Source organism: Caulobacter sp. GW821-FHT12A07, assembly GCF_058807655.1.
In genome coordinates this window covers 21,969-47,359 of record NZ_JBXAQX010000004.1, presented here as the reverse complement: position 1 = coordinate 47,359, position 25,391 = coordinate 21,969, and the positions used below count along the sequence as shown (strand labels likewise).

Here is a 25,391-nt window from a genome sequence, read left to right as displayed (position 1 = left end):
CGCGCGGACGCGGCGTTACCTTGGCGCCATGCTGCACGACCTTCCCGTCGGCCGGGCCCTGCGCAGGTTCCGGCGCCTCAACGCCGTCAAGCAGGGCCATCTGGCCGAGCTGCTGGCGGTGTCGCAGGCGACCGTATCGCGCTGGGAGAGCGGGGCGCAGGAACCGGACGAGGCCCATCGCGAGCGCATCGTCGCCCTGATCGCCGCCCAGGCCGACCATCGCGGCGACGCGGCGCTCAAGCGGCTGGTCGAGACCTCGACCCTGCCGGTGCACCTGGTCTGCGACGCCACCCACCAGTTGCTGGCGGTCTCGCGGCCCCGGGCGGCGACCTGGGCGGTGGACGCGTCCGAGATGCTGGGAACCTCGCTGTGGCGCTTCGCCAGCCCTGGCGTCGTCGCGGCCCAGGGCGGCCTGGCCGACGGCGGCTGGTTCGAGCGGCCTTATCAGCAGCTGCGGTTCGAGACGGGGTCGAACGGCCACGACGACATCCCGATCCGGCCGGGCCTGCTGCAGTGGGAGACCGTGCCGCTGTCTGACGGCCGCACCGGCCGGCTGGCGACGACGGTCGGGTAGGGGAAGGCGCAAGCTCCTCCAATTGTCGTCATTGTCGCCCCGAAGCCGGGAAGGAAGGCGTGATCCGCCCGATGATCCCTCTCTCTTAGAGAGAGGGAGGGGCCCGCCGCGAAGCGGTGGGAGGGTGAGTGGTTTCGCCGCCAGCAGAAAAATCTCAATTCCTATGATTGCTAGTGCTGTAGGGGGCATGCCCAGGCTCGGTTATGGACCGGACCGCCTACGCTCGCCGCCTTCGCCAGCGACAGACCCTGGCGGAAAAGACGCTCTGGGCGCTCGTCCGTAACCGCCGCCTCTCAGGCTTCAAATTCATGCGGCAGATTGCGATCGACCGCTATTTCGCGGACTTCGTCTGCGAGGCGGGCAAGCTGATCGTGGAGCTCGACGGCGCCGCTCATGAGGGCCGCGAAGACTACGACGAGTATCGCACCACCACGTTGGAGCAGCTTGGGTACGTCGTCCTGAGGTTTCGCAGCGAGCAGGTGCTGACCGATCCCGGCGGGACCGCCGAGGATATCCTGGCCGCGCTCCGATCGGCCAGGCCGTAACCACTCACCCTCCCACCGCCTTCGGCGGCGGGCCCCTCCCTCTCTCTAAGAGAGAGGGAATTAGTTTGCGGCCATCCGTCCCGCGCATAAGTTTTACGTGTCCTCGCGCGACGGGGCGCCCTAGAGGGGCGGCCATGATCCGTACATGGCTGAACATCATCGCGCTCTGGCTCATCGGAGTGCTGGCCGCCGCGCAACTGCCCAAGATCGCCGTGCTGGCGCCGGTGCTGCGCGAGACCTTCCACCTGTCGCTGGCTCAGGCGGGCCTGCTGGTGTCGCTGCTGGAGATCGGCGGGGCGGTGTTCGGCATCGCCGCGGGCCTGGCGCTGGGCCGGTTCGGCGGACGGCGGTTCCTGGTCAGCGGCTTGGCCATCCTGCTGGTCTGCAGCATCGTCGAGGCTTTCGCGCCGAACGCCGGCGTGCTGTTTTCGGCCCGGGCGGTCGAGGGCGTCGGTTATGTGCTGGTGGTGATCGCCGCTCCGACCATGATCGTCGCCATCGCGCCCGAGCGCATTCGCGGCCCGGCGCTGGTGCTGTGGAGCACCTTCGTGCCGGTCGGCGTCGCCGCCGGCAGCGGCGTCACGGGCCTGGCTGTCGCCGCGACCAGTCCGAAGGGCGCGCTGCTGCTGTGGGCGGTGCTGTGCGGCCTGGGCCTGGTGGCCGCCGCTCGCCAGGCGCGGGGCGGGCGCAGCGAGGCGCGCATGACCTGGCCGGCCCCGGCCGCCGTGATGCTGACCTTCGGTTTCGGCCTCTTCACCGTCTTCGTCTGCGCCCTGACCATGCTGCTGCCCAGCTTCCTGACCGAGCGGGTCGGCGCGAGCCTGTCGGGCGCCAGCCTGGCCACGGCTCTGGTCTCGCTGACCGCCCTGCCGGCCTCGGCCATCGCCATGCGCATCCTGCACGCGGCGGGCGTGGATCCGCGCCGGGCGGTGACGGCCACCGTGATTCCGGCGCTGCTGGCGGCGGCGGCCGTGGCGGTGTTCGTCTTCCACCCGGCGGTGGTCGGTCGCGGAGCGGTCGCCGTGTCGGTCGTCGCGGGCCTGGCTTTGCTGCTCGGCGGGGTCGCCTCGCCGATGGTGTTCGCCCGCCTGCCCAGCCTGGCCGGCGCCGACGCTCCGGACGATCCGAGGATCGCCTCCGCCAACGGCCTGCTGACCCAGTTCGGGGCCGGCGGGGCCCTGATCGGCCCGCCGCTGGGCGGCCTGGTCGTCGGCCGCTGGGGCTGGCAGGGCCTGGGCGTCTGCGTCGCCGTGCTGGCTGTGGCCATGCTGGCGGCGCTGCTGGCGGCCGAGCGGATGGGGCGGGCGAGCTCAGAGGCCGAAGGGGACTTGGCGCCCCAGCGGACCTGACGCGGGTTGCGGGTTCAGATCCTCCCCCTCTGGGGGAGGTGGCCCAGAGGGCCGGAGGGGGCGGCGCCGGCGGTGAAGACCCCCTCAGTCGCTCCGCGACAGCTCCCCCAAAGGGGGAGCATCTGAGCAAAGAAAAAGCCCCGGCCTTGCGACCGGGGCTTTCGTCTTTTCAGCTTGTCGCCGAGCCTCAGGCCGTAGCGCGCTTCTGGCCGTCGATGACGCCCAGCGCCGCGCCGACTTCGGCGAACACCTTGAGGACCTGGTCGATCTGCTCGTGGGTGTGGGCGGCGCTGATGCTGGCGCGCAGCAGCGGGCGGCTGTCGGGCGTGGCCGGCGGCAGGGCGAGGTTCAGATAGACGCCCGATTGCAGCAGGCCGTTCCACATGGCGATGGCGCGCTCGACGTCGGGCATGGTGGCCGCGACGATCGGGCTGGCGGCCGGGCCGGTGACGAAGCCCAGGGCGTTGAGGCCGTCATAGAGGCGGCAGGCGTTGCTGTTGAGCTGTTCGCGCAGCTGCGGCTTGGCGATCATCTGCTCCAGGGCCACCAGGGTCGAGGCGACCACGGCCGGGGGCAGCGAGGCGGTGAACATGTACGGGCGGCAGATCACCCGCATGACCTCGAAGTCGTCGAGGCTGGAGACGCAGAAGCCGCCGATGGCGCCCAGGCTCTTGGAGAAGGTGCCGACGATGAAGTCGACGTCGTCTTCCACGCCCGCGGCCTCGGCCAGGCCCCGGCCGGTGGCGCCGAGCACGCCCATCGAGTGGGCTTCGTCCACCAGCAGGTAGCCGCCCATCTCGCGCTTGATTGCGGCGATTTCCTTGAGCGGCGCGGTGTCGCCGATCATCGAATAGATGCCTTCGACGACGATCAGGCGCTCGCCGGGCACGTCCTTCAGGCGACGCAGGCGCTTGGCCAGGTCTTCCGGATCGTTGTGGCGGAAGCGGATGACCTCGGCGTGGCCCAGGCGCGAGCCGTCATAGATCGAGGCGTGGCTGTCGGCGTCGAGGATCAGGTGGTCGCCACGGCCCACGAGCGTGGACAGCACGCCGAGATTGGCCTGGTAGCCGGTGGTGAACACCATGGCGTGTTTGCGGCCGTAGAACTTGGCCAGCGCTGTCTCCAGGGCCACGTGGGCCTCGAAGCTGCCGTTGGCGATGCGGGAACCGGTGGTGCCGGTGCCGCGTTCCTGCACCGCCTTTACCGAGGCGGCGATCGCCTTCTCGTCGAAGGTCAGGCCCAGATAGTTGTTGGTGCCCAGCAGGATCGTGGGACGACCGTCGACCACGCCTTCAGTGGGCGAGACCACGGCGTCGAAGCGGACGGTGAACGGGTCGGCGCCCGCCTGCTGGATGGCCTTGTACGCGTCGCGATAGGCCAGATGCTTGTCGAACAGACCCATCGGTCAAGCCTTGGTTCGGAGATCGTTGATCAGTTTGGAGAGGTCGCCGGTGGTCTCCACCGAGGCGAGGCGATCGAGGGGGATGGAGATGTCGAAGGTGTCTTCTAGCTCCATCACGATATTCATCAGGGCCAGCGAATCCACGGCGAGGTCGCGGCCGATATGGGTGTCGTGGGTCACCTCGACGGTCCGGCCGAGCACCTTGCTCGCGGCCAGGCCGATCTCACGCAAACTAAGATCCGTCACTGTATCCATGCCAAACGCCAGTCGCCCCCGACACAAGCACTGTCACCGTACCGTAACAGCGTCCATGTCAGATATCTGCCACAATTGAACTAGTCGCTGTATTTTTTCGGCAACCAGCCGTGAAGGCGATACCAGGTCACCGTATCGCCGAAGCCGGCGGCAACATCGTGTCGACTCGACGAGGGCGCAAGGGACGGATCGGTCAAAAAGGCCCAATCGAGGTGCGACAGTTCGCGCGCCTTGCCAGAACCGAACACCGTGGGTTGCTTTGAGAACTGGCTCGCCACATCGGCGACCGCTCCGGCGGCGTGAATGACCGCGTCGGGGATGCGGAAGAGATGCGGGCGGGGCGCGCCGACGGCGGTCGCGGCGGCGGCCATGATCTCGCTCCAGCCATAGCCGTCGGGACGGTCGTCGCAGATCGAGGCCAGGCCCGTGCGATCGCCTTCCAGCAGGTCGAGGATCTGGGTCGCGGCGTCGTGCACGTGGATCATGGCCACGCGCGAGGCGGGCGACAGCACCGGCAGCAGGCGGCTTTTCCCCGCGGCGGCGAACAGGCCCAGGGTCTCGCGGTCGCCGGGGCCGTAGATGGCCGGCGGCCGGACGATCAGGGCGCAGGGCAGGGCGCTCAGAACCGCCTCTTCGCCGGCCCGCTTGCTGGCGGCGTAGTCGGAGAGTTGCGGCTCGCGGGCGGCGAGGCTGGAGATCAGCACCAGTCGGGCGCCGGCGTCACGGGCCGCCTCGGCCACCGCGACCGCGCCGGCCACATTGACCTTGTCGAACCCTGCGCGAGAGGCGGCCTTGATCAGGCCCGCGGCGTGGATCACCGCGCCGGCGCCGTCGCAGAGGCGCTTCAGGGCTTCGGTACCGCCGAGGTCGCCCAGCACCACCTGCGGCTCGATCCCGCGCCAGAACGGCGAGACCGGGTCGCGGCGCGACAGGATGCGCGGGACGTAGCCTCGCTCGGCAAGGGCCCGGATCAGGTGCTGGCCGAGAAAGCCGGTCGCGCCGGTGACGGCGACGACGCGATTTCCGGCCTTGGCCACCTCAGGCGCGCTCGTAGGCGCCGGCCAGGTAGGCGGCCTTGGCCTTGGAGCGGCTGAGCTTGCCCGACGAGGTCTGGGGCAGGGCGTGGGCGCCGACCAGCTTGACCTGGGTCTCGACGCCGTGGCGGGCGCGCAGCACCCCGGCCACGTTCTCGACCAGGGCCGCGCGGGTCTCGGCGTCGCCGCCGCGGGCCTGGACCAGGATGGTGACGATCTCTTCCTCCTCGGCGTCGCCGGGGACGGAGAAGGCGGCCACGTCGCCGCTGCGCAGGCCGGGGATCTCGCGCTCGGCGGTCCACTCCAGGTCCTGCGGCCAGATGTTGCGGCCGTTGAGGATGATCAGGTCCTTGGCGCGGCCGGTGATGACGATCTCGCCCTCGACCAGGAAGCCGATGTCGCCGGTGTCGAGCCAGCCGTCGGGCGCCAGCACGCGGGCGGTCTCTTCCGGCTGCTCGAAATAGCCGCCCATCAGGCTGGGGCCGCGCGCAAAGATGCGGCCCACCTGGCGCTCGGCCAGCACCGCGCCGTCGGCGTCGCGCACTTCCAGCTCGTGGTCGGGCAGGGCCGGGCCGCAGCGGGCGAAGGCGCGGGCGCGCGGGGCGTCGCTTCCGACGGTCACGGCCAGGTCGTCGCGCTCCAGCCGTTCGATGTCGAGGATCTCGAGCTTCAGGCCCTGGCCCAGCGGAGCCATGGAAAGCGCCAGGGTGGCCTCGGCCATGCCGTAGCTGGCGACATAGGCTTTCTCGGAGAAGCCGACGGACGCGAAGCGCTCGGCGAAGGCCTCGACCGGGGCCGTGCGGATCATGTCGCCGCCCAGGCCCGCGCTGCGCCAGCGCGACAGGTTCAGGTGCTCGATCGAGGCGGCCTCGGCGCGACGGGCGCAGAGCTCGTAGCCGAAGGTCGGGCTGTAGGCGATGGTGCCGCCGTTGCGGCTGATCAGGTCGAGCCACAGCAGCGGCCGGCGCACGAAGGCGCCGGTGGGCAAGAGGTCGACGCTCATCTGGCTGGTGAGCGGGCTGAGCAGGAAGCCGATCAGGCCCATGTCGTGATAGAGCGGCAGCCACGAGACGGCGCGGTCTTCCGGCTTCACCTGCAGGCCGTCGCGGGTGATGGCCACGGCGTTGGCCATCAGGGCCTTGTGCGTCACCAGCACGCCGGTCGGGAAGCGGGTGCTGCCCGACGAGAACTGCAGGTAGCACGGATGCTCGGGCGTGATGTCGGGCAGGGCCGCGCTGGCGTCTTCCGGCAACTGAGCCAGCGAACCGGAAAAGGCCAGATCGCCGGCCGCGCCGATGTCCTTCAGCCACTCGGCCATGCCGGCCGGGCCGATCAGGATCTTAGCATGGGCCGAAGCGCACATGCGGGCGATCTGCTCGATATAGGCCTCGCGGCCGCCCAGCGGCGCGGGCAGAGGCAGGGGCGCTGGCACCAGGCCGGCGTACTGGCAGGCGAAGAAGGCGCGCACGAAGTCGCCGTCGGTCTCGGCGATCAGGGCCACGCTGTCGCCGACCTTGGCCCCAAGCGCCAACAGGCGGCGGGCGAGCTCGAGGGATTGCTCGCGCAGGCGGGCGTAGGACAGGGCCTCGACCAGTTCGCCACGCAGCGAATGCAGGTTGATCCCGGTCTCGCCGGTCGCGGCGAAATCCAGGGCGGCGGTCAGGGTCGGAAAGTCGGCGAACCGAACGGTCCGGCCGGAAGCGGTGGGCGTAGTCATTGCGGATCGCCTTTGCGCTCGTTCCGGGGTTCCACGCAAGCCTGTTCGCGCGCGGGGGCGCTCGCGGCGAGGATTTCGGCCTCGCGCTCGGCGGCGGCTTCCTGTCGGAGCTTCGATCTGAGGGTGATGAACATGCCCAGCGCCATGCCGGCCATGGCCAGGACCAGGGCCGCGCCGGCCCCCGTCAGGCCGAAGGTCTTCAGCAGCGGGGCGAGCGCCAGGAGGTAGGCGACGCTGACGACGATCCGCACGCGCAGGGCCGCGCCGGCCGCGCGCATCGACACCAGCATCGGCTCGATCGGCAGGGCCATGACGCCGATGGCGGCGGCGGCCACCTGCCAGGTCATGATGCCGGCGGCGGGGGCGAACTCCGCGCCCATGACGATGGTCAGCAGCCACTGGCCGGCGACCAGGCAGACCAGCAGCAGCAGGCCGGCCACCCCGCCGCCGATCAGGCCGATCTGGCGGGCCAGGCGCAGCATGGCCGCGTCGTTCTTTTGCGCGCGCAGCTTGGCGAACTCGGGATGCAGGGCCGGCAGCATCAGGCGGGCGGGCTTGGCCATGCCGTCGGCCACCTGCCGGCCCACGCGCCACAGCGCCGCCGGACCGGGTCCGACCAGGGCGCCGACCGCCAGGGTCAGGACGTGGGTGAAGCCGACGTCGATGGTGCTGCTGAAATTGGTCGCCCAGGCGAAGCGCCAGACGCCCGGCAGGCCTTCGCCGAGCGGTCCCCGGAGCGAGAAGCCCTGCAGCAGGCCGCGCCCGTGCAGGCTCCACACCGCGACGGCGGCGACGTAGGTGAAGGAGGCGACCGTGCCCGCCGCCCAGGCCAGCAGGAAACCCTCGACGGGCGCATGCAGGGCGGCGGCGATCGCGCAGCCGATCAGGCGCACGGTCGAGGAGATCGCCTGCTCGCCGGCCAGCACCTTGAAGCGGTCGAACAGGCGCAGCAGGCCCACCGCTGTCGCCGAGGTCATGGCGGCGATCGACAGGCAATAGAGCGCCGCCGCCGGAGCCAGGTCCTGCGACCAGCCCAGCCAGCGGCTGAACAGCAGGGCGCCGCCGACTCCCAGGGTGACGCCGACAAGCGCGCCGACGAGGTCGAGCACCAGGGCGAACCGCAGCACCTGCTGGAAGGTGGTCTTGTCGCCGTCGAGCAGGGGTTTCGCGCCATACTGCACGACGGTCTGCCAGGACTGGAACTTGGCCATGTCGCCCAGGGTCTGGGCGAAGGCGTTGATCAGGGTCAGGGCGCCGAACAGGGCCAGGCCCAGGCTCCGTCCGGCCAGCGCCATGTAGGCCAGGCCGACCACGGCGTTGACCCCCCGGCCGCCGAGCAGGGCGCCGGCGTTGGCCAGCACGCGGGCCAGGGGATTGGCCTTTTGCGGGCTCATCGGTCGAGAGCGGCCAGACGGTCGACGATGGCGCGGGCGGCGCGCAGCGACGAGGCCTCGTCGGTCAGGTCGAAGGTCTCGGCGACGCCGGTCGTCTGGGCGTCCAGATAGCCGCCATGGCCGGCGAAGGCGGCGGCGGTCGCGTCGCAGATACTGTCGGCGGTCTCCAGCACGGGGCCGTAGCGCCAGTGATGGAAGCTCTCATCGCCCTTCCAGTCGGCGTGGGCGGGGTTGAGGAACAGGCACGGCTTGGGCGTGCGCAGGAACTCGTAGACCTGGCTGGAGGCGTCGCCGAGATAGAGATCGGCCGAGCGCGTGTAGGTCATGTCGAAGGCCGCCGGGCCGCCGAGGTCGATGTGGATGCGCGGATGCCCTGTGAAGCGGGCGACGGCGCGGTGGTCGGCCTCCGAGGCGGTCTCGAACAGGCGGACGTGGGGCGCGAAGATCAGGTTGAACCGCTCGTCGGCGGCGAACTGCTCCAGGATCGACAGGCCGAAGGCCGGCCACGAGCCCAGGGTCTCGTGGAAGTGCGGGTTGTAGACCACGGTCGGCAGCGGCTTTTCGAAAGCCGGGACGGCGCTGGGCGGCAGGGCGTCCACGAGGTCGAACTTCGGATAGCCGACCATGGCGCAGGCTTCGGGGCGCACCCACCCCTCGTCGACCATCCGGTCGCGCTGCTTGGGGCCGGCGGCCATGACCAGGTCGAAGGCCCGCAGGCGCGGCTCGAACGGCCCGCCGCGATCGCCGGCGCCGTGCTGGGTGTAGACGAGCGCCGTGCGCCGCACGCCCAGCTTGCGCAGCATGGCCGTGGTGCGCTCGGGCGTGACCACGGCGTCGTAGCTGGACAGGCGCGCGGCGTTCAGGGCCAGCATCAGGGCCTTGGGCGGCGGCGCGTTCTTCGACAGCCTGCGCAGCCAGGCCGGCGGCAGCAGGCGCAGGGTGACCGGCGCGCCGCCCAGCCCGTCGAGCATGCCCTGTATGTAGTCGAGGTGGCCGGCCGAAGTCGCGGCGATCTCGACCTGGATCTGCGGCCAGCCGCGCGCCAGGGCCACGGCGGTCGACAGGCTGTGCCAGACTTGGTGCGGCTGGGCGATGTAGAGGAAGCAGATGCGGGTCGCGCGGGCGCGGTCCAGGAGTCCGAGGCCGGTCATGACGTGCGGAGCCTACTGGGTCTGGACGCGGGTGCGGACGCGACCCTTGAAGACCACGCGGTCGCCCTTGTCGCTGACGCTGTAGCTGTCGGCGCGGACATTGCCCTGCGGCCCGGCCCCGGCGATCGGCGCGCCGCCCACGGCCTCGCCGGTCTTGGTGTCGATACGGGCCTCCTGCGAGGCGAACTGGTAGCCCTGGCCGTTGTCGATCTTCACGTCCTTGGTCAGCACCAGCAGGTTCTGGGCTTCCTGGTAGACGCCGTCCTTCGAGGTCACCCGGGTGGCGTCGGGCTGGCCGTAGCCGCGCACCAGGGTCGGATCGACCAGCTTGACCTTGTTGGGATCGACCGCGTCGCGCTCGGCGCGGCGGGCGGTGATCAGGAAGGCGCGGCCGTCGCGCATGGCGCCGGTGAAGCGCGGATTGTCCATGGCCAGCGGCGCGGCGGTCGCGGCCTTGGTGGCGTTGCGGGCGTCGATCATCCGATACGTCGTCTGGCCGATCACGGCGACGCTGACCCCGACGGCGAATACCAAGAGGCCCGCCCGCGTCCAGCGCGCGGAAGGCCGACGCCGGTTGCGGCGGGGCTTCTTGGCGGCGGTCGAGAGGGCGGCGGTGGTCATGCGGCGGACGATCCAGAACGGACGCCATGGATAGTCTTCAACGCGCCGCAGGCCAAAGGGGTTTTTCTGGACAAAGGTTCGCGTCGAAGGCGGGCGGAGGTTCACTTCAGCCGGAAGACGGTCACCTCGTCCTGCCGCATGGACGCCAGGGTCTCGTTCAGGGGCGCGCCCGCCGACGCCTCGCGGCGCCGGGCGTCGAAGGTTTCGGCCTCGATCGAGCCCGAATAGAGCCTGACCACCAGCCCGGCATGGGGAAGCTTCAGTTCCTCGCCCAGGTCGCGCAGCACGGCCGCCCAGAGGTCGATGCTGTCGGGGGCGCGATCGTCCGGCCGGGCTTCGGCCTTGCGCCGGCCCTCCATGGCCCGCGCGATCTTCGCGGCCGACCAGCCCTTGCGCTTCAGGCGCTCGGCTTCCTTGGCGAAGCCCTCTTCGGCCGCGTCGGGATCGTCCGGACCGGAGGCCAGGACGGTTCCGCAATCACAGTGGCTGCGCGTCGTCAGGAACTGGCGGTCGTCGTCGCCCAGCACCTTGCGGATGGACGCGTTGTCGACCGGCGCGGCCCCGCGGCCATGCCGTTTCATGACCGCCTGCAAGGCGGCGACGTCGTCGGTGGGTGCGACCAGGGTGATGAAGTGGCACATGCACGCCTGCCTACACCGGTCCTGCAAACTCCACCATGGATCGATCGCGGCGTTCGCCTATGTCGGCGCTAGCGCCGCGAAAGGTGACGTTTGGCCGCCCAGACGATCGCCGCCGACGACAGCAGCATGCCGGTCAGCAGCGCCCCGACGGCCAGGATGCCCGCCGGGGTGACCCGGACCTCGGCCCGGTAGCGCAGCGGGCCGGCCTCGAACTCGGCGACGGCGGTCTGCTCCTGGCGATCGAGGATCGGGGCGTCGTACATGGGCTCAACCTCCGGCGTCGCCGGAGCTTAGCCTCGCTCGCGGGTCAGCGCGAGCGCCCGCGCGCCGTGACCGGCCAGATCGCCACCAGCGTTCCGCCCTCGACCACGTGATAGGCGTCGTAGAGGTTCACGGTCGGGTCGCAGTGCGGCACGGCCAGGGTGACCCGCGCGCCCAGCGGCGGGGGCGAGCCCGACATCGGCACGAGGGCCCCGTGCTCGTCGCCCATGAAGAAGTAGCGCGAGCCTTCCGGCGCGCCGGCCACGACCTGGGGCGGATCGGCGTCGGTGGACATCGACTTGAAGCCGGCGTCGACCGTGACCATGCCCGGGCTGTTGGCGCTGACCACCCGGGCGTCGATGACCAGCGAGCGCTGGTAGGGGCTGGCTTCCGCGCCTTCGCCCGCCAGGTCGCAGGCCAGGTACTGGTCGTCCATGAAGACGTAGGAGCCGACCTGCAGCTCGGTGAAGATCGAAAGCTCGGCGTCGATGCGGTGCGAGCCGGTGCCCGAGCCGCTGACGATCGGCGGCGCGCCGCCGGCGGCGGTCAGGGCGGCGATGACCTCGCGGATATAGGCCCCGCGATCCTCCAGGGCCGCCTTGCGCAGGTCGAAGGCCTCGATGTGCTGCTGGACGCCGCAATAGCACTGCAGGCCGGCGTAGGTGAGGGCGGGCTGCGCCTGGATGGCCTCGAACAGCGCCACGGCGGCTTCGGGGGAGGCGACGCCCGTGCGGTGGATGCCCGGGTCGAGGTCGATGACCACCTCCAGCGACTTGCCGGCCGCGGCGGCCGCCGCGCCCAGGGCGGCGACGTTGTCGGGATGGTCGGCGACGACCTTGAGGCCGGTGGTCGCAAGGTTGAGGGCCGCCAGGCGGGCGATGGCCGGCGCCGAGACGACGGGCGAGGTGATCAGCAGGCCTTCGGTCACACCCTGCGCCGCCAGGGCTTCGGCCTCGCCGATCTTGGCGCAGCACAGGCCCACGGCCCCGGCCTCGATCTGGAGCCGGGCGATGTCGGCGCTCTTGTGGGTCTTGGCGTGCGGGCGAAGTTTCAGGTCCTTGCTCGCGGCGAAGGCGGCCATGGTCGCGATGTTGGCCGTGAGCGCGGCGCGGTCGAGCACCAGGACAGGCGTGTTCAGCTGCTCGCGCGAGCCTTGTTGGCCGACCAGATCGGCGTGCAGGGCGATATCCGTCATCGATGGTCCCTTAAATACCGAACAGCTGGGTCATGTGGGCGTTGGCGAACTTGGCGGTCGGGTCCCAGGCCTGGCGCACGCGCAGGAAGTCGGCCGCGCGGGGATAGAGCCGGTGGACGTCGGCGGGGGTCAAGCTGTGGCGCTTGGCCCAGTGCGGCCGGCCGCCGCCGCTGGCCAGCACCGGCTCGACCTCGGCGAAGGCCGGCTTCCAGTCCATCCTGGCGTACTGGTGGAACGAGATCGAGGCGCCGGGGCCGATGTTGAAGGGGCTCAGCCAGATATCGTCGCCGGCCACGAGGCGGAACTCGAACGGGAAGGTGATCGGCAGGCGGCGCTTGCGGATATGGGCGATCGCCGCCTTCAGGGTCGGCAGGCCGGTCTCGCGCGGCATCTCGTATTCCATCTCCTCGAAGCGGACGTTCCGCTCGGAGGGGAAGATTTCATAGGCCGGGGCCGAGCGGCGGCTGGGCGCGCCGGCCAGCTTCATCAGCAGGCGCTGCATCGGTCCAGTCAGGGCCGGGGCGGCGGCGCAGAGGTCGCAGACGGCCTTGAAGATCGCCTCGTCGCCTTCGCCGCCCTTGCCGGGCTTCTCGTCGGCGGCCTCGGCCGGTACCGGGTGCAGGGTCTTGAAGATCACCTGGTCGCTGTAGGGGAAGACCCAGAACTCCATGTGCCGGGTGGCGGCGACCAGCTCGTCGAAGCGCTCGATCACTTCGGCCAGGGGCAGGCGGCTGATCCGCTCCTCAAGATGATAGGCCGGGACGACGTTGATGCGGATGGCGACGGCGACGCCCAGCAGGCCCAGCGACAGGCGCTGGGCCTGGTAGAGCTCGGGCTCGAGGTCGGGGCTGCATTCCACGAGACGGCCGTCGGCGGTCAGCAGGCGAAAGCCGCAGGCCTGGGTGGCCAGGCTGCCCAGCGCCGCGCCCGTGCCGTGGGTGCCGGTCGAGACGGCGCCGGCCAGGGATTGGGGATTGATGTCGCCCTGATTGATCAGCGACAGGCCCTCGGCCCACAGGGCGGCGGTCAGGCGCTTGAGGCTCCAGCCGGCCGGGGCCCAGACGGTCTTGCGATCAGGCGCGATCTCGACCGCGCCTTCCAGCTCGGACAGGTTCAGCAGCAGGTCGTCGGTCTGGCACAGCGGCATGAACGAGTGGCCGGCCCCGGTGACGCGGACCTTGCCGGCCTGGGTCACCAGGGTGGAAAGCTCCTCGATCGTCCTCGGTCGGGCGATCCTGCTGGGCGTCGCCGTGACGCTGCCCGACCAGTTCTTCCAGCCCTCCATCGGCGTTCCCCCGCTGCGATGGACTGACGATAGTAAAAACTATCGTTATTGCAAGTCTACTCCTCCCTCGCTTTAGCGGGGGAGGTGGCGCGCTGCGGATACGCAGCGTGACGGAGGGGGCGACGGCCGGCGCTGAGCCCAGTCTCGCCCCCTCCACCGCTTCGCGGTCCCCCTCCCCCGCAAGCGGGGGAGGAGATTGTCAAAGCGCCAAATCGAACGTCTCGAAATACCGGTCGAACAGCCGGCCGATCTCCTGCGACAGGGCGCCGGCGTCCTGCTCGGGCTCCTCGACGGCCATCTCGGTGGCGGCGTAGGTCAGTTCGACCATCATCCGGGTGGCCACCCCGATGCGGGCGGCCGGCACGGTGGGGAAGCGCGCGGCCAAAACCTCGGCGAACTGGCCGGCGACCATGTCGCGTGAAGCAAAACGGAGCTGCTGCAGCATCGGCACCGCGCGCAGGGCCCGGCCGATGGCCGCCCCGCCGGGGAAGGCGCGGGTCATGTCGATGACGCCGGTCAGCAGGTCGGCCACTTTCCCCACGCGCTCAGCCGGAGTGTCGCCCTCCAGGCCGCCGGCCGCCATCCACTCGAACACCGCCTCGTCCTGCAGGCGCATCAGCCGGTCGCCCAGCTCCTTGAGGATCGCGTACTTGTTGGGGAAGTAGCGATAGAGCGCCGGCGGGGTCAGGCCCGCGCGCTTGCAGATGGCGTTGGTGGTCAGCTGCTCGAAGCCGGACTCGACCAGCAGTTCGCCGGCCGTGGCCAGGACGACCTCGTAGGTGTCCTGCGCGCGGGCCTGGGTCGGCCGCAGCTTGGCGTCGAGGGGGATGTCGGCGGCGGCCGTCTCGGCCGTCGGCTTGGGCATCGAGGTCTCCTGAAGTCCCGACCAGACCTAGAGCGCTTCTCGTCGAATGCCAATGTTCGCTCATTGCCAAAGCTTAACGGGACTTCGCCCGCGGCGTGCGCCAGGGTCGCGCCATCGCTGGGGGCGGCGATTTCGTGGGGTTAGTTGCATGATCGATCGTCGCGGTCTGTTCGCCGCCGCCGGGGCGCTGTGCGCCGCTCCCGGCCTTTCTTTTGCGTCGCCGGCTCAGCTCGGGCCTGCCAACCCGATCGTCGACGCCTTCGTCGCCGAGCAGAAGTTTCAGGGCGTGGTGATGATCGGGCGCAAGGGCAAGCCGTCCTACGTCCGCGCCTTCGGCTCGGCCGACATCGAGGCGAACAAGCCCGCCACGCGCGACACCATCTATTGCGTCGCCTCGATCTCGAAGTGGCTGACCACCATCGCCGTGCTGAGGCTGGTCGAGCAGGGCAAGCTGTCGCTCGACGCCCCGATCGCGACCTGGCTGCCCGACCAGCGGCCCGACACCGGCAAGACCGTGACCCTGGCCCACCTGCTGTCCAACACCAGCGGCATTCCCAACACCTTCATGACCATGCTGAAGGCCGATCCCGAGATCCTCAAGCGCGAGGTCACGCCGGCGCAGGCCGTGAAGTTGTTCGGCCAGGGCGACCCGCTGTTCCCGCCGGGGACGAAGTTCGACTACCACCCGGTCAACTGGTTCATCGTCTCGGCCATCGTCGAGGCGGCGACCGGCAAGCCGTTCCAGGCGGTGGTGCGGGAGCTGACGACCGACCCGCTGAAGATGCGCCACACCCAGGCCGGCATGATCGATACCGATCCCGGCGTGGCGCGCTCCTACTACGCCGGCCCGCCGCTGGCCCCCCGGACCAATCCGCGGCTGTCGGTGATGGCGGCCAGCGGCGGCTATTTCAGCACGGTCGACGATCTGCTGGTCGCCGCCCACGTGGTCTTCGACACGCCGTTCCTCAGCGAGGCCTCGCGCAAGGCCCTGACCACGATCCGCGTGCCCGAGCAGGACTACACCCTGGGTGGCCGGACGCGGACCCTGACCATCGACGGTCAGGTGAAGCTGGCGGCCTGGGAGACCGGACGCACGGCCGGCTTCCGCTCGGTGCTGGGCCACCGGCTCGACACCGGCGACACGGTGGTGATCCTCAACAACACCGACCTGTCGCAGAAGGCGCTGGACCTCTTCGCCGACAAGCTGTTCGGGGCGGCTCCCAGAATCTGACTTGGGGCCTGGGTAGGGCGATTTTCGCGCCTCCTGCACGCTGCTGACAAAAGTGGGCGCGGGGCGGGGTTCTCGGGTCGAAGAGCAGTGCTATGAAAAGCCCGCCTTAGGGGAGAATCCTGCTCATGTTCCGCAGCCTGCTGACCGCCGTCGCCGCCTCCGCCCTGCTGGCGGGCGCCGCTCACGCTCAAGACGTCAAGACCGCCGAGGCGCTGCGCGACAAGGCCCTGACCGACCGGCTGGCCTGGGACATCACCGAGGACCTGACCACCACCATCGGCCCGCGCCTCGTCGGCTCGCCGGGCATGGAGCGCGCCAAGGACTGGAGCGTCGCCAAGTTCAAGGCCCTCGGCTTCACCAACATCAAGGTCGACACCTTCGCCAAGCCGTCCTGGACCCGCGGCGAGGAGAGCGCCGAGCTGGTCGCGCCCTATCCGCTGAAGCTGTCGATCGTCGGTCTGGGCCGCACCATCCCGACGCCCGCCGAGGGCGTCGAGGCCGAGGTGGCGCTGTTCACCACCTACGCCGAGATGATCGCCGCGCCGGAAAGCGCCATCAAGGGCAAGATCGTCGTCATCACCCAACCGATGGTCCGCGCCCAGGACGGCGCCGGCTACGGGATCGCCGGAATCTCGCGTCGCTCGGGTCCGGTCGAGGCCGCCAAGCGCGGGGCCGTGGCCCTGCTGATCCGCTCGATCTCGACCTCCAGCTCGACCGTGCCGCACACCGGCGTCACCACCAACGGCCCCGACGTGATCACCATCCCGGCCGCCGCCCTGGGCGTGCCCGAGGCCGAGCAGCTGGAGCGCCTGGCCAAGAAGGGCCCGCTGCGCATCAAGCTGAAGCTGGCCTCCAGCCTCGACGCCGGCGACGTGGCCTGGAACATCTCGGCCGACATCAAGGGCTCGGAAAAGCCCGATGAGGTGATCGTCATCGGCGGCCACCTCGACAGCTGGGACGTCGGCACCGGCGCCTTCGACGACGCGGCGGGCATCGCCATCACCACGGCCGCCGCCAAGCTGATCGGCGATCTGCCCAAGCATCCCAAGCGCACCATCCGCGTGGTGATGTGGGGCTCGGAGGAGAGCGGCGGCTCGTCGGAGGCCTTCCTGGCCGCCAACAAGGCCAATATCGAAAAGCTGGTCCTGGCCGGCGAAAGCGACACCGGCGCCGACCGCATCTACAGCCTGCAACTGCCCAAGGGCGCCGAGGGCCACCCGGCCATGAAGGCGGCCTTCCAGGTGCTGAGCCCGCTGAAGGTCTATTTCGACAGGGCACCGGCCGCCCACGGCGGGGCCGACATCAGCGGCATCGAGGGCGCCGGCGTGCCGGTGATCGCCCTGAACCAGGACGCCAGCCGCTACTTCGACTACCACCACACCGCCGACGACACCCTGGACAAGGTGGACCCGATCCAGCTGGCCCAGAACGTCGCCGCCTGGACGAGCTTCGTCTACCTGGTGGCCGACAGCGACATCGACTTCCGCGCGCTCAGCGCGGCTGCGCCGGCGGCTCCGGCGGGGCACTAGCCTCTCCAACCTACCCTCCACCGTCATCCCGGAAGCCGCGCAGCGGCTATCCGGGACCCAGGGGACTGGGCTCGGAGGATCGACCAAGCGCCCGGGACCCAGGGGCCGCCGACGCAGTGCGGCGGCCCCTGGGTCCCGGCTCTACGCTGCGCTTCGGCCGATGACGGGTGAGGAGGTCCCAATATCCAGACACTCCCCGCGCGTGCGGCGCGTCGCCGCGACCGACGGGTGAGTCAAAAGGTCGCGAAGCGCGCGGCCGTTCATACTTTATGTGCTCATCCACAGATTTGCGGCGCCGCGGCATAGCTTGCGCCAGGCCTTGCCCGAGCAAGGAAAAACCGCCGCAAACCCTGGCGCCGCAAGGGCGCGGCAGGGTTAACGACCGTGCCGAAATGGCGCACGTCTTGGTTGCCGGACCGTAATACGGCGGCCCCTTCGTTATGACGACATTAACGACCTTCGGGCCTTTCTACGCCTCCATAGGCGCTTCGTCCGAACCTGCCCCCGTCGTCGAACGACGGTCGGGTCCGGCGCGGCGCCGAAGGGTTCCTTTTTCTCTAGTGTCTGATGGTGGAGGACGCTTATGCCCGCGGCAGTGCGGGGGGGACCGCGCAAGCCAGCGCGCCCCCGGGCCGAAGCGCCCGCAAGTCCGAACAAGGCTCGCCCGGCTCAGCAACAGCAGCCGGCGGGGAAGCTGCACGCCGCGCGCGGCGGGGTGGGCGTCTCGCCGAGCCTGGCCCTGAGCGTCGCCAGCGGCGCGCTTGCGCTGGCGCTTGTCGTCACCCTGGCCACCGGCCACCGCGCCCAGCGTCTGGGCGAGGCGATGGTGGGCGGCGTCGACAGCGAGTTCGCCAATCTCGGCTTCAAGCTGAAGACCGTCCACGTCACCGGCGCCTCGGCCACCGCCCAGGCCGACATTCTCAAGGCCACCGGCCTCTACCAAGACCAGCCGACGCTGGGCATGGACCTCGTCGATCTCAAGGCCCGCGTCGAGGCCGTGGGCTGGGTGAAGTCGGCCAAGGTGGTCCGCCTGCTGCCCGACACCGTGATGATCGCCGTCGAGGAGCGCCCGGCCCTGGCCGTGTGGCAGCACTCGGGCCGCCTGAAGGTGATCGACGCCGAGGGCCGCATCATCCGCGAGGCCGACGCCGCGCGCTTCCCGCACCTGCCGCTGGTGGTGGGGCAGGGCGCCGACCAGGCCGCGGGCAACATCCTGCCGGCGGTCAACGCCCGGCCGCGCCTGCGCGATCGTCTGGAAGCGCTGGTGCGCGTCGACGACCGCCGCTGGGACCTGCGGCTGAAAGATGGATCCCTGATCCAGCTGCCGGCCATTGACGAAGAATCCGCGTTGATTCAATTGGATCAACTGGACCAGCGGCAACGCATCCTCGATCTCGGCTTCGCGCGCATCGACCTGCGCGATCCCGAGATGGTGGCGATCCGGCCCCGTGACTCCGTGCTGCCCGGGCAGCCGGTGGCCAACGGGGCTTAAGAACAAAAGTGATGGACTGAGGTGACCCTGACCATGTCGCGACTTGAGGACCGGAGACAGGCCCGTGACGGCCTGAAGGCGACGCTCGTGCGTCAGCCCGCGGTCGCGGCCGTGGACCTGGGCGCGTCGAAGGTCACGTGCTTCATCATGAAGGGCGACGGCATTCATCGCGACAACCGCACCCTGACGACCGCCGGTGTCGGCTACGTGCAGTCGCGCGGCGTGCGCGGCGGGGCGATCGTCAATCTGGACGAGGCCGCCCAGGCGATCGCGCAAGCCGTGGAGCGCGCCGAGACCGTGGCCGGCGTCAACGTCCAGGGCGTCAGCGTCTGCACCGCCGGCGGCCAGCTGGCCAGCCACCGCGTCCACACCCAGGTTTCGCTGGGCGCCCGTCCGATCGCCGACGGTGATCTGTCGCGTGCCATTTCCTCGGCCCTGGCCCAGGTTCGCCTGCCGGGCCGCAAGCCCATCCACCTGCTGCCGATCGCCTGGTCGGTGGACGGCCAGAAGGGCATCCGGGATCCGCGCGCCATGTTCGGCCGCGCGCTGGGCCTGGAGCTGCTGGTCGTCTCGGTCAACGAGAACATCTTCCACACCCTGGCCCACTGCGTCGAGCGGGCCCACCTGTCGTTCGAAGGCGTGGTCGCCGCGCCCTTCGCCTCGGCCCTGGCGGCCCTGGAAGAGGACGAGATGGACCTGGGCGCCGTCTGCATCGACATGGGCGGCGGCTCGACCTCGGTGGCGGTGTTCAACAACGGCGCCCTGTGCCACGTCGACAGCCTGGCCGTCGGCGGCGGGCACGTGACGCAGGACATCGCCCGCGGCCTGCAGACCTCGGTCGCCGGCGCCGAGCGCATCAAGACCCTGCACGGCAGCGCCATCGCCTCGGCCAACGAGGACCGCGAGATGATCGAGGCCCCGCCGCGCGGCGACGATCCGGGCGCTGGCCCCGTCATCGCTCCTCGGAGCCTGCTGAAGGGCATCATCCAGCCGCGCGTCGAAGAGACGCTGGAACTGCTGCGCGAGCGCCTGAAGGCCTCGGGCGCGCCCGTGGAACCGGGCGCGGGCATCGTCCTGACCGGCGGCGCCAGCCAGCTGGCCGGCGTGCGCGAAGTGGCCGTGCGGGTGTTCGACCGTCCGGTCCGCCTGGGCCGTCCGCGCCGGGTGCCGCATCTGGCCGACGCCGCCTCGGGTCCGGCTTTCTGCGCCGCCGCCGGCGTGCTGCACCGCGCCGCTTTCGGTCCGCGCGAGGTGGTCTCGCCCAAGGCCCTGACCGGCGGCCAGGTGCGCAAGCGCCCGATGGACCCCAACGCCTCGCCGGTGGCCAAGGCCGCCGCCTGGCTGCGCGACAACCTCTAGGCTTTTCCCGCATCGCGACGCCGCTCGCCGGTTGCGCCGGTCGCGGCCGCTTGCCACAACGGACGCCTCGGTTAGGGGGCGTTCGATGCGGATTTTTGCGGTGGTTGCGCTGGTCTGCGCCGTGGCCACGAGCGCATGGGCGCAGATACCTGAGCAGGCGCCAGAGCAGACCCCCGCTCAAGCCTTCTACAGGGCCTCTCTGCGCGGCGATTGCACCGGCTACGAGGCGATCGGAGCCAAGGCCTTGGCCTCGCGCACCGATACCGACACCGAAGCCTGGGTCGCCGTCGCGGCCGGCGCCTGCGCGGCGCGGGCGGGGCAGTTGGAACTGGCTGAGCGGCACGGGCGGCGACTGGTCGCGGCCGAGCCGGCGATCGGTGACGCCATGCTCTACGTCTTGGGACGGCGATACGGGATTTTGGTCGCCGATGCTCCGGGCGGCGGGCCGGTGGCCGCTCGAATACTGGATCAGATCATGGTGGTGCTGGCGCCCAAGGGCATGGCGCGGCCGCTGCTTTCGACGCACGCCCTGACGCTCTTCGCGGCCGGGCGTGTAGAGGAGGGGCGCGCGGCCTTCGGCGGCGATCCGCAGGCCTTGCTGCCATCTATCCAGATGGATCGGCGTTACGAACCTCTATGGAAGTCGCCCGAGGCGCTGTCGATCGCGCTCCGCGACCGGCGGCCGGCGCCGTTGCCGGCGGACGCTGACTGGTTCGACCACTTCGCGAGGGCGGTGAACGCTGGGCGCGACGAGGACGCCGTGGCCATCGCCCGCCGCCAGGTCGAGTTGGAGACGGCCGAGGTGGGCGAGGCTCTTTTTCGCTATGACGGCCATGGCTGGTACGCTCGGCAGTGGCTAGTGGTCCATCTCGTGGAGATGGGACGGATCGACGCCGCGCTCGCGGCCTACGACGCCGCGACGGCCGACTGGCGTGAAGAACGCGCGGGGTCGTATCGTCGCACGGCCTTGATGGTGCTCGTCCCGGCGCTGTTGCGCGCGGATCGATCCGCCGACGTTCGCCGGCTGTTGGACGCGGAACTGGCCATTGGCGACACGGACCCCGCCAACCTGAGCGACCTAGCCCTCTACCGCGTCTGCGCCGACGGAGCAGGCGCGCCCTCGGGCATCGAAGTCTGGACGGTCGCCCTCGACTGCGGCGCGCCGGAGGACGACGTCGCTGCCCGGTTGATAGCGACCTTGCGCGATCCGGAGGCCAGAAGCGGTGCGATCACGGCCGCGAACCTGTGGCCGGCGACGGCCGTATATGGTCGCCGCGACGTCGAATATCGGAAGGCGAGGGCGGCGCTCTTCGCCCGTCCCGACGTGAAGGCGGCCGTGGAGCGCTACGGCCGCGTCCTGCCCGCCGATCTTGCCCGTGAGCTTTACCGGTGAAGGGCGTCCAGCCAAATCACCCGACAGGTGAATTAACCCTGTCGCTTAACTTTCTAAGTGCCTGAAAGGCCGAACAGTGTAGTTTCGCGCCCCCGAATCCAACGGGTTTGACCGGAAAAAACGGCTCGCGGCGTTCCGTCGCACAGGGGTTTCGGCCCAGCTTGGAAACCAAGGAGTTCCAAGCAATTCCTTTGGATAACTCGCTTTTTTCCCTGTAAGCGGGATCGACCTGCAGCCGACTCAGATTATGGCTTTAACCGCCAGTTAACGATGGTGGTTGTTCTGTTAACCCGATCGTCGAGGCGTTACCGACTTGCGGTCGGTTCATTTGACGAATTCGGCGTAAGGACGCGAGGGTCCCCATGGCTATTTCACTTTCGGCGCCGCGCACCACTGAGCTGAAGCCGCGCATCGTGGTCTTCGGCGTCGGCGGCGCGGGCGGCAACGCCGTAAACAACATGATCGAGGCGGGCCTCGAGGGTGTCGAGTTCGTCGTCGCCAACACGGACGCTCAGCAGCTCCAGTTCGCCAAGACCGACCGTCGCATCCAACTCGGCGTGCAGGTCACGCAGGGCCTGGGCGCCGGCGCGCACCCCGAAGTGGGCATGAGCGCCGCCGAGGAAAGCTTCCCCGAGATCGGCGAGCACCTGGAAGGCGCTCACATGGTGTTCATCACCGCCGGCATGGGCGGCGGCACCGGCACCGGCGCGGCCCCGATCATCGCCAAGTGCGCCCGCGAACGCGGAATCCTGACCGTCGGCGTGGTGACCAAGCCCTTCCACTTCGAAGGCCGCCACCGGATGCGCCTGGCCGACGCCGGCATCCAGGAGCTGCAACGCTACGTCGACACCCTGATCGTCATTCCGAACCAGAACCTGTTCCGCGTCGCCAACGAACGCACGACCTTCGCCGAAGCCTTCGGCATGGCCGACCAGGTGCTGCACTCGGGCGTCCGCTCGATCACCGACCTGATGGTCCTGCCGGGCCTGATCAACCTCGACTTCGCCGACGTCCGCACGGTCATGACCGAGATGGGCAAGGCGATGATGGGCACCGGCGAGGGCACCGGCGAAGACCGCGCCCTGATGGCCGCTCAGAACGCCATCGCCAACCCGCTGCTCGACGAAGTGTCGCTGAAGGGCGCCAAGGCCGTGCTGGTCAACGTGACCGGCGGCATGGACATGACCCTGCTCGAAGTGGACGAGGCCGCCAACGCGATCTCGGACCAGGTCGACGCGGAAGCCAACATCATCTTCGGCGCGGCCTTCGATCCGTCGCTGGACGGCGTGATCCGCGTGTCGGTGGTCGCCACCGGCATGGACGGCGCCTCGATCCAGCAGATCGAGCCCAAGCCCGTCGCCCGCAACGTCCAGGCTCCGCCGCTGCTCGCCGAGACCTCGCGTCCCGCGCCGCAGCCGGCTCCCGCCCCGATCCCGCAGCCGGTCGCCCAGGCTCCGGCCCAGCCGGAAATCCGCCCGGGTTCGCGCTACGAGGCCCGTCCGATCGAGCGCCCGACCTCGGCCTATCCGGAGCCCGCCTACGAGCCGGCCCCGCAGCCGGTCCAGGCCCAGGCCGACCTCTACGCCCAGCCGGAAGCCGCCTACGAGCCGGAACCGATCTATGAGCCGGCCCCCGCGCCGCGCGTCACCCGCATCGTCGACCCGATGGTCGCCGAAGCCGATGACGAGCCGCTGTACAGCGATCATTACGAGGATCGCCGTCAGCAGAAGAGCGGCGGCTGGATGAGCCTGTTCGGCGGCGGTCGCCAGCAACGCTACGAGCCGGCCCCGCAGCCCCAGGCGCGCCAGACCAGCTCGGTTCGCCCGCAACTGCAGCCGATCGAGCCCCAGGCCGACGACGGCGAGGATCTGGAGATCCCGTCGTTCCTGCGCCGCCTGGCCAACTGAACACCGAGTTAGTACCAGTAAGCGTAACAGTAAGCGTACCGCGTAAGTCGAAGCGCCCGGGTCCTCTGGCCCGGGCGTTTTGCTGTCTGCTCCTCCCCCGCTTGCGGGGGAGGGGGACCGCGAAGCGGTGGAGGGGGCGAGACTGGGCTCAGTGCCGGCCGTCGCCCCCTCCGTCACGCTGCGTATCCGCAGCGCGCCACCTCCCCCGCTAAAGCGAGGGAGGAGCGAAGGCGGATCAGCTCCCCCTTCAGGACGAGGGGGTTGCGTCATATACTGCCGGCAAATCACCTGATCCGGTCACGATGAAGCTCACCCGCACCGACAAGAAGATCCTCGACGTCCTGCAGCGCGACAGCGGGGTCACGAACGTCGAGCTGGCCGAGCGCGTCGGCTTGTCGCCCAGTCCGTGCCTGCGCCGGGTCAAGCAGTTGGAGGCCGCCGGCCTGATCAGCGGCTATGTGGCGGTGCTGGATCGCCGCAAGGCCAGGCTGGACCTGCTGGCCTATGTCGAGGTCGCCGTCGACCGCCACAACGAGACCGCCGCTGAGGCCTTCAAGGAGGCCATACTGCGCGAGCCGCTGGTGGTGGGCTGCCACGCCATGACCGGCAGCTACGACTACCTGCTGCGGGTGGTGGCTCCCAATCTAGACGCCTATGCCGAGTTCACCATGAAGCGCCTGCTGAAGATGCCGGCGGTCAAGGACATCCAGTCGAGCTTCGTGCTGGAGACGATCAAGGATTCCACCGCCTTGCCGCTGGACTATCTGGACTGAGAATCCTTCTCCCCTTGCGGGAGAAGGTGGCGGCCGAAGGCCGACGGATGAGGGGTCTCTCAAACATGAGACGCCCCACCCGGCTTGACCGCTGCTCGCAGCTTTGAGGTTTGAGAGACCCCTCACCCGACCCGCTTCGCGGGCCACCCTCTCCCGCAAGGGGAGAGGGGGCAGTGAGATTTTTAGGTCATAAAGTGACCCATATGACCATATCACCGGTCATAATCGCCACAACGCGTCTCCGTGCCTGACCTATCCTGACGTCCGTATCCCCGACTCCCGGAGCGGCCGTCATGCTGGTTCTCGATCGCAAGCCCCAAGCGCCTCAGACGCCCATGCGCGCCGCGCTCGACGGCGTCGTCGCCTACAAGGCCGGCATGACCCTGGCCGAGGCCGGGCGGCGCACCGGCCTCTCCGACTTCGCCAAGCTGGCCAGCAACGAGAACCTGCTGGGCGCCAGCCCCAGGGTCGCCGACGCGGTGATGGCCGCCGTGGCCGAGCCGCAGATCTATCCCGACCCCTATTGCGAGACCCTGCGCGCAGCCATCGGCCAGCGCCTCTCCGTCTCGTCGAACCGGATCCTGGTGTCGCCGGGCTCCGAGGCCCTGATCGACTACGTGTTCCGCGCCGTGCTGGCGCCGGGCGATGAGATCCTGCTCTCCTCGCCGACCTTCCCGGCCTACGACATCTTCGCCCGCTGCGCAGAGGCCAGGATCGTCGACGTGCCGCGCCTGGCCAATTTCGACCTCGACGTCCCGGCGGTCGCCGCCGCGGCCGCCAAGGGGCCCAAGCTCCTGATCCTCTGCACGCCCAACAACCCGACCGGCAACGCCCTCTCCAAGGAAGCCGTCGAGACGGTGCTGGCCGCCACGCCGAAGACCACCCTGGTGTTCGTCGACGAGGCCTATCGCGAATATTTCGAGGCCTACGACATGCTGGCCGTGCTCGAGGCCTGGGGCGGTCCGTGGATCGCCGCGCGCACCTTCTCCAAGGCCTATGGCCTGGCCGGCATGCGGGTGGGCTATGGCGTCGCGTCCAGCGAAGAGCTGATCGCCTATCTCGACCGCCTGCGCCCGCCGTTCAACGTCACCGCCGTCAGCCAGGCCGCCGCCCTGGCCGCCTGGGACGACCACGAGCACCTGGCCTCGACCGTCGCCCTGACCCTGTCCGAGCGCGCTCGTGTCGAGGCGGCGCTGGACGAGATGGGCGTCGAACACACCCGCTCGGAAGCCAATTTCGTCTTCCTGCGCACGCCGGCCGGCCCCGAAGCCACCGCCATGCGTTTGTTGCACGAAGGGCTCATCGTCCGCCCGACGCCCGTCAAGGGCGGCTGGGTGCGCATCACCATCGGCCGGCCGGCCGACAACGACCGCCTGATCGCCGGCCTGCCGGCCGCGCTGGTCCCGTAAGAAACATCA

General features: G+C 69.9%; 23 protein-coding genes and 1 pseudogene. 11 read left to right on the top strand and 13 right to left on the bottom strand.

Features of this window, described 5'->3' with window-relative positions; genetic code table 11:
• Nucleotides 1-28 precede the first annotated feature (28 nt).
• The 3 genes from AC1RRS_RS09685 to AC1RRS_RS09675 all read left to right on the top strand — a co-directional run bounded on the left by AC1RRS_RS09685 (nt 29) and on the right by AC1RRS_RS09675 (nt 2,468).
• Nucleotides 29-574, top strand: coding sequence for a helix-turn-helix domain-containing protein (locus AC1RRS_RS09685; RefSeq protein ID WP_492854982.1), 546 nt, complete (start codon nt 29-31; stop codon nt 572-574).
• Between the two features lie 203 nt (nt 575-777).
• Nucleotides 778-1,119: an endonuclease domain-containing protein gene (locus tag AC1RRS_RS09680; RefSeq protein WP_492854981.1), complete on the top strand. Its 342-nt coding sequence runs from the start codon at nt 778-780 to the stop codon at nt 1,117-1,119.
• Between the two features lie 134 nt (nt 1,120-1,253).
• Nucleotides 1,254-2,468 (top strand): MFS transporter, encoded by a 1,215-nt coding sequence (locus tag AC1RRS_RS09675; protein ID WP_492854980.1) that lies wholly within the window; start codon nt 1,254-1,256, stop codon nt 2,466-2,468.
• A 187-nt stretch (nt 2,469-2,655) separates the two neighbouring features.
• Here the strand turns inward: AC1RRS_RS09675 and spt are convergent, their stop codons facing one another.
• The 12 genes from spt to AC1RRS_RS09615 form a co-directional block, all read right to left on the bottom strand.
• A complete protein-coding gene (spt, locus tag AC1RRS_RS09670) occupies nt 2,656-3,870 on the bottom strand; it encodes a serine palmitoyltransferase (RefSeq protein WP_110118121.1) in 1,215 nt (404 codons plus the stop codon).
• 3 nt (nt 3,871-3,873) lie between these two features.
• On the bottom strand, nt 3,874-4,125 hold the full coding sequence (locus AC1RRS_RS09665; RefSeq protein WP_198575767.1) for an acyl carrier protein: 252 nt from the start codon (nt 4,123-4,125) through the stop codon (nt 3,874-3,876).
• An 80-nt stretch (nt 4,126-4,205) separates the two neighbouring features.
• A complete protein-coding gene (locus AC1RRS_RS09660) occupies nt 4,206-5,162 on the bottom strand; it encodes an NAD-dependent epimerase/dehydratase family protein (RefSeq protein ID WP_492854979.1) in 957 nt (318 codons plus the stop codon).
• 1 nt (nt 5,163) lies between these two features.
• Complete coding sequence (locus AC1RRS_RS09655) at nt 5,164-6,876, bottom strand: fatty acyl-AMP ligase (protein ID WP_492854978.1); 1,713 nt, start codon at nt 6,874-6,876, stop codon at nt 5,164-5,166.
• On the bottom strand, nt 6,873-8,270 hold the full coding sequence (locus AC1RRS_RS09650) for a lipopolysaccharide biosynthesis protein (protein WP_492854977.1): 1,398 nt from the start codon (nt 8,268-8,270) through the stop codon (nt 6,873-6,875). The genes AC1RRS_RS09655 and AC1RRS_RS09650 overlap by 4 nt, the downstream gene beginning before the upstream one ends.
• Nucleotides 8,267-9,421, bottom strand: a complete 1,155-nt coding sequence (locus AC1RRS_RS09645) for a CDP-glycerol glycerophosphotransferase family protein (protein ID WP_492854975.1) — start codon at nt 9,419-9,421, stop codon at nt 8,267-8,269. Before AC1RRS_RS09645 ends, AC1RRS_RS09650 begins: the two co-directional genes overlap by 4 nt.
• A gap of 12 nt (nt 9,422-9,433) precedes the next feature.
• Nucleotides 9,434-10,042, bottom strand: a complete 609-nt coding sequence (lptC, locus tag AC1RRS_RS09640; RefSeq protein ID WP_492854974.1) for an LPS export ABC transporter periplasmic protein LptC — start codon at nt 10,040-10,042, stop codon at nt 9,434-9,436.
• Between the two features lie 101 nt (nt 10,043-10,143).
• Nucleotides 10,144-10,683 carry a hypothetical protein gene (locus tag AC1RRS_RS09635; protein WP_492854973.1) on the bottom strand — a complete coding sequence of 180 codons (540 nt, stop codon included), beginning with the start codon at nt 10,681-10,683 and terminating at the stop codon, nt 10,144-10,146.
• A 68-nt stretch (nt 10,684-10,751) separates the two neighbouring features.
• The gene (locus AC1RRS_RS09630; protein ID WP_110118113.1) at nt 10,752-10,946 is read right to left on the bottom strand and encodes a hypothetical protein; all 195 of its coding nucleotides are present in this window, start codon (nt 10,944-10,946) and stop codon (nt 10,752-10,754) included.
• Between the two features lie 44 nt (nt 10,947-10,990).
• Complete coding sequence (locus AC1RRS_RS09625) at nt 10,991-12,139, bottom strand: DSD1 family PLP-dependent enzyme (protein WP_492854972.1); 1,149 nt, start codon at nt 12,137-12,139, stop codon at nt 10,991-10,993.
• Between the two features lie 10 nt (nt 12,140-12,149).
• The gene (locus AC1RRS_RS09620) at nt 12,150-13,424 is read right to left on the bottom strand and encodes a D-arabinono-1,4-lactone oxidase (protein WP_492854971.1); all 1,275 of its coding nucleotides are present in this window, start codon (nt 13,422-13,424) and stop codon (nt 12,150-12,152) included.
• Nucleotides 13,425-13,623: 199 nt separating this feature from the next.
• A complete protein-coding gene (locus AC1RRS_RS09615; protein ID WP_110118109.1) occupies nt 13,624-14,289 on the bottom strand; it encodes a TetR/AcrR family transcriptional regulator in 666 nt (221 codons plus the stop codon).
• Between the two features lie 148 nt (nt 14,290-14,437).
• Here AC1RRS_RS09615 and AC1RRS_RS09610 point away from each other — a divergent pair, with 148 nt between their 5' ends.
• Together AC1RRS_RS09610 and AC1RRS_RS09605 are read left to right on the top strand one after the other, a co-directional pair.
• Nucleotides 14,438-15,520, top strand: a complete 1,083-nt coding sequence (locus AC1RRS_RS09610) for a serine hydrolase domain-containing protein (protein ID WP_492854970.1) — start codon at nt 14,438-14,440, stop codon at nt 15,518-15,520.
• 119 nt (nt 15,521-15,639) lie between these two features.
• Nucleotides 15,640-17,049, top strand: a complete 1,410-nt coding sequence (locus AC1RRS_RS09605; protein WP_492855299.1) for a M20/M25/M40 family metallo-hydrolase — start codon at nt 15,640-15,642, stop codon at nt 17,047-17,049.
• Nucleotides 17,050-17,139: 90 nt separating this feature from the next.
• Here AC1RRS_RS09605 and AC1RRS_RS09600 read toward each other — a convergent pair.
• Nucleotides 17,140-17,208: pseudogene (locus AC1RRS_RS09600) on the bottom strand (hypothetical protein); the annotation flags it as partial.
• 424 nt (nt 17,209-17,632) lie between these two features.
• Between AC1RRS_RS09600 and AC1RRS_RS09595 the strand changes: the two are divergent.
• From AC1RRS_RS09595 to hisC, 6 genes are all read left to right on the top strand, one after another.
• Nucleotides 17,633-18,541, top strand: a complete 909-nt coding sequence (locus tag AC1RRS_RS09595) for a cell division protein FtsQ/DivIB (protein ID WP_492854969.1) — start codon at nt 17,633-17,635, stop codon at nt 18,539-18,541.
• Nucleotides 18,542-18,574: 33 nt separating this feature from the next.
• Nucleotides 18,575-19,900 (top strand): cell division protein FtsA, encoded by a 1,326-nt coding sequence (gene ftsA / locus AC1RRS_RS09590; RefSeq protein ID WP_487287594.1) that lies wholly within the window; start codon nt 18,575-18,577, stop codon nt 19,898-19,900.
• Between the two features lie 85 nt (nt 19,901-19,985).
• Nucleotides 19,986-21,293, top strand: coding sequence for a hypothetical protein (locus AC1RRS_RS09585; protein ID WP_492854968.1), 1,308 nt, complete (start codon nt 19,986-19,988; stop codon nt 21,291-21,293).
• Nucleotides 21,294-21,655: 362 nt separating this feature from the next.
• Entirely contained in the window at nt 21,656-23,200 is a 1,545-nt protein-coding gene (gene ftsZ, locus AC1RRS_RS09580) for a cell division protein FtsZ (protein ID WP_492854967.1), read from the top strand.
• Nucleotides 23,201-23,502: 302 nt separating this feature from the next.
• Nucleotides 23,503-23,973: an Lrp/AsnC family transcriptional regulator gene (locus AC1RRS_RS09575; protein WP_487287592.1), complete on the top strand. Its 471-nt coding sequence runs from the start codon at nt 23,503-23,505 to the stop codon at nt 23,971-23,973.
• A gap of 293 nt (nt 23,974-24,266) precedes the next feature.
• Nucleotides 24,267-25,382 (top strand): histidinol-phosphate transaminase, encoded by a 1,116-nt coding sequence (gene hisC, locus AC1RRS_RS09570; RefSeq protein ID WP_492854966.1) that lies wholly within the window; start codon nt 24,267-24,269, stop codon nt 25,380-25,382.
• Nucleotides 25,383-25,391 lie beyond the last annotated feature (9 nt).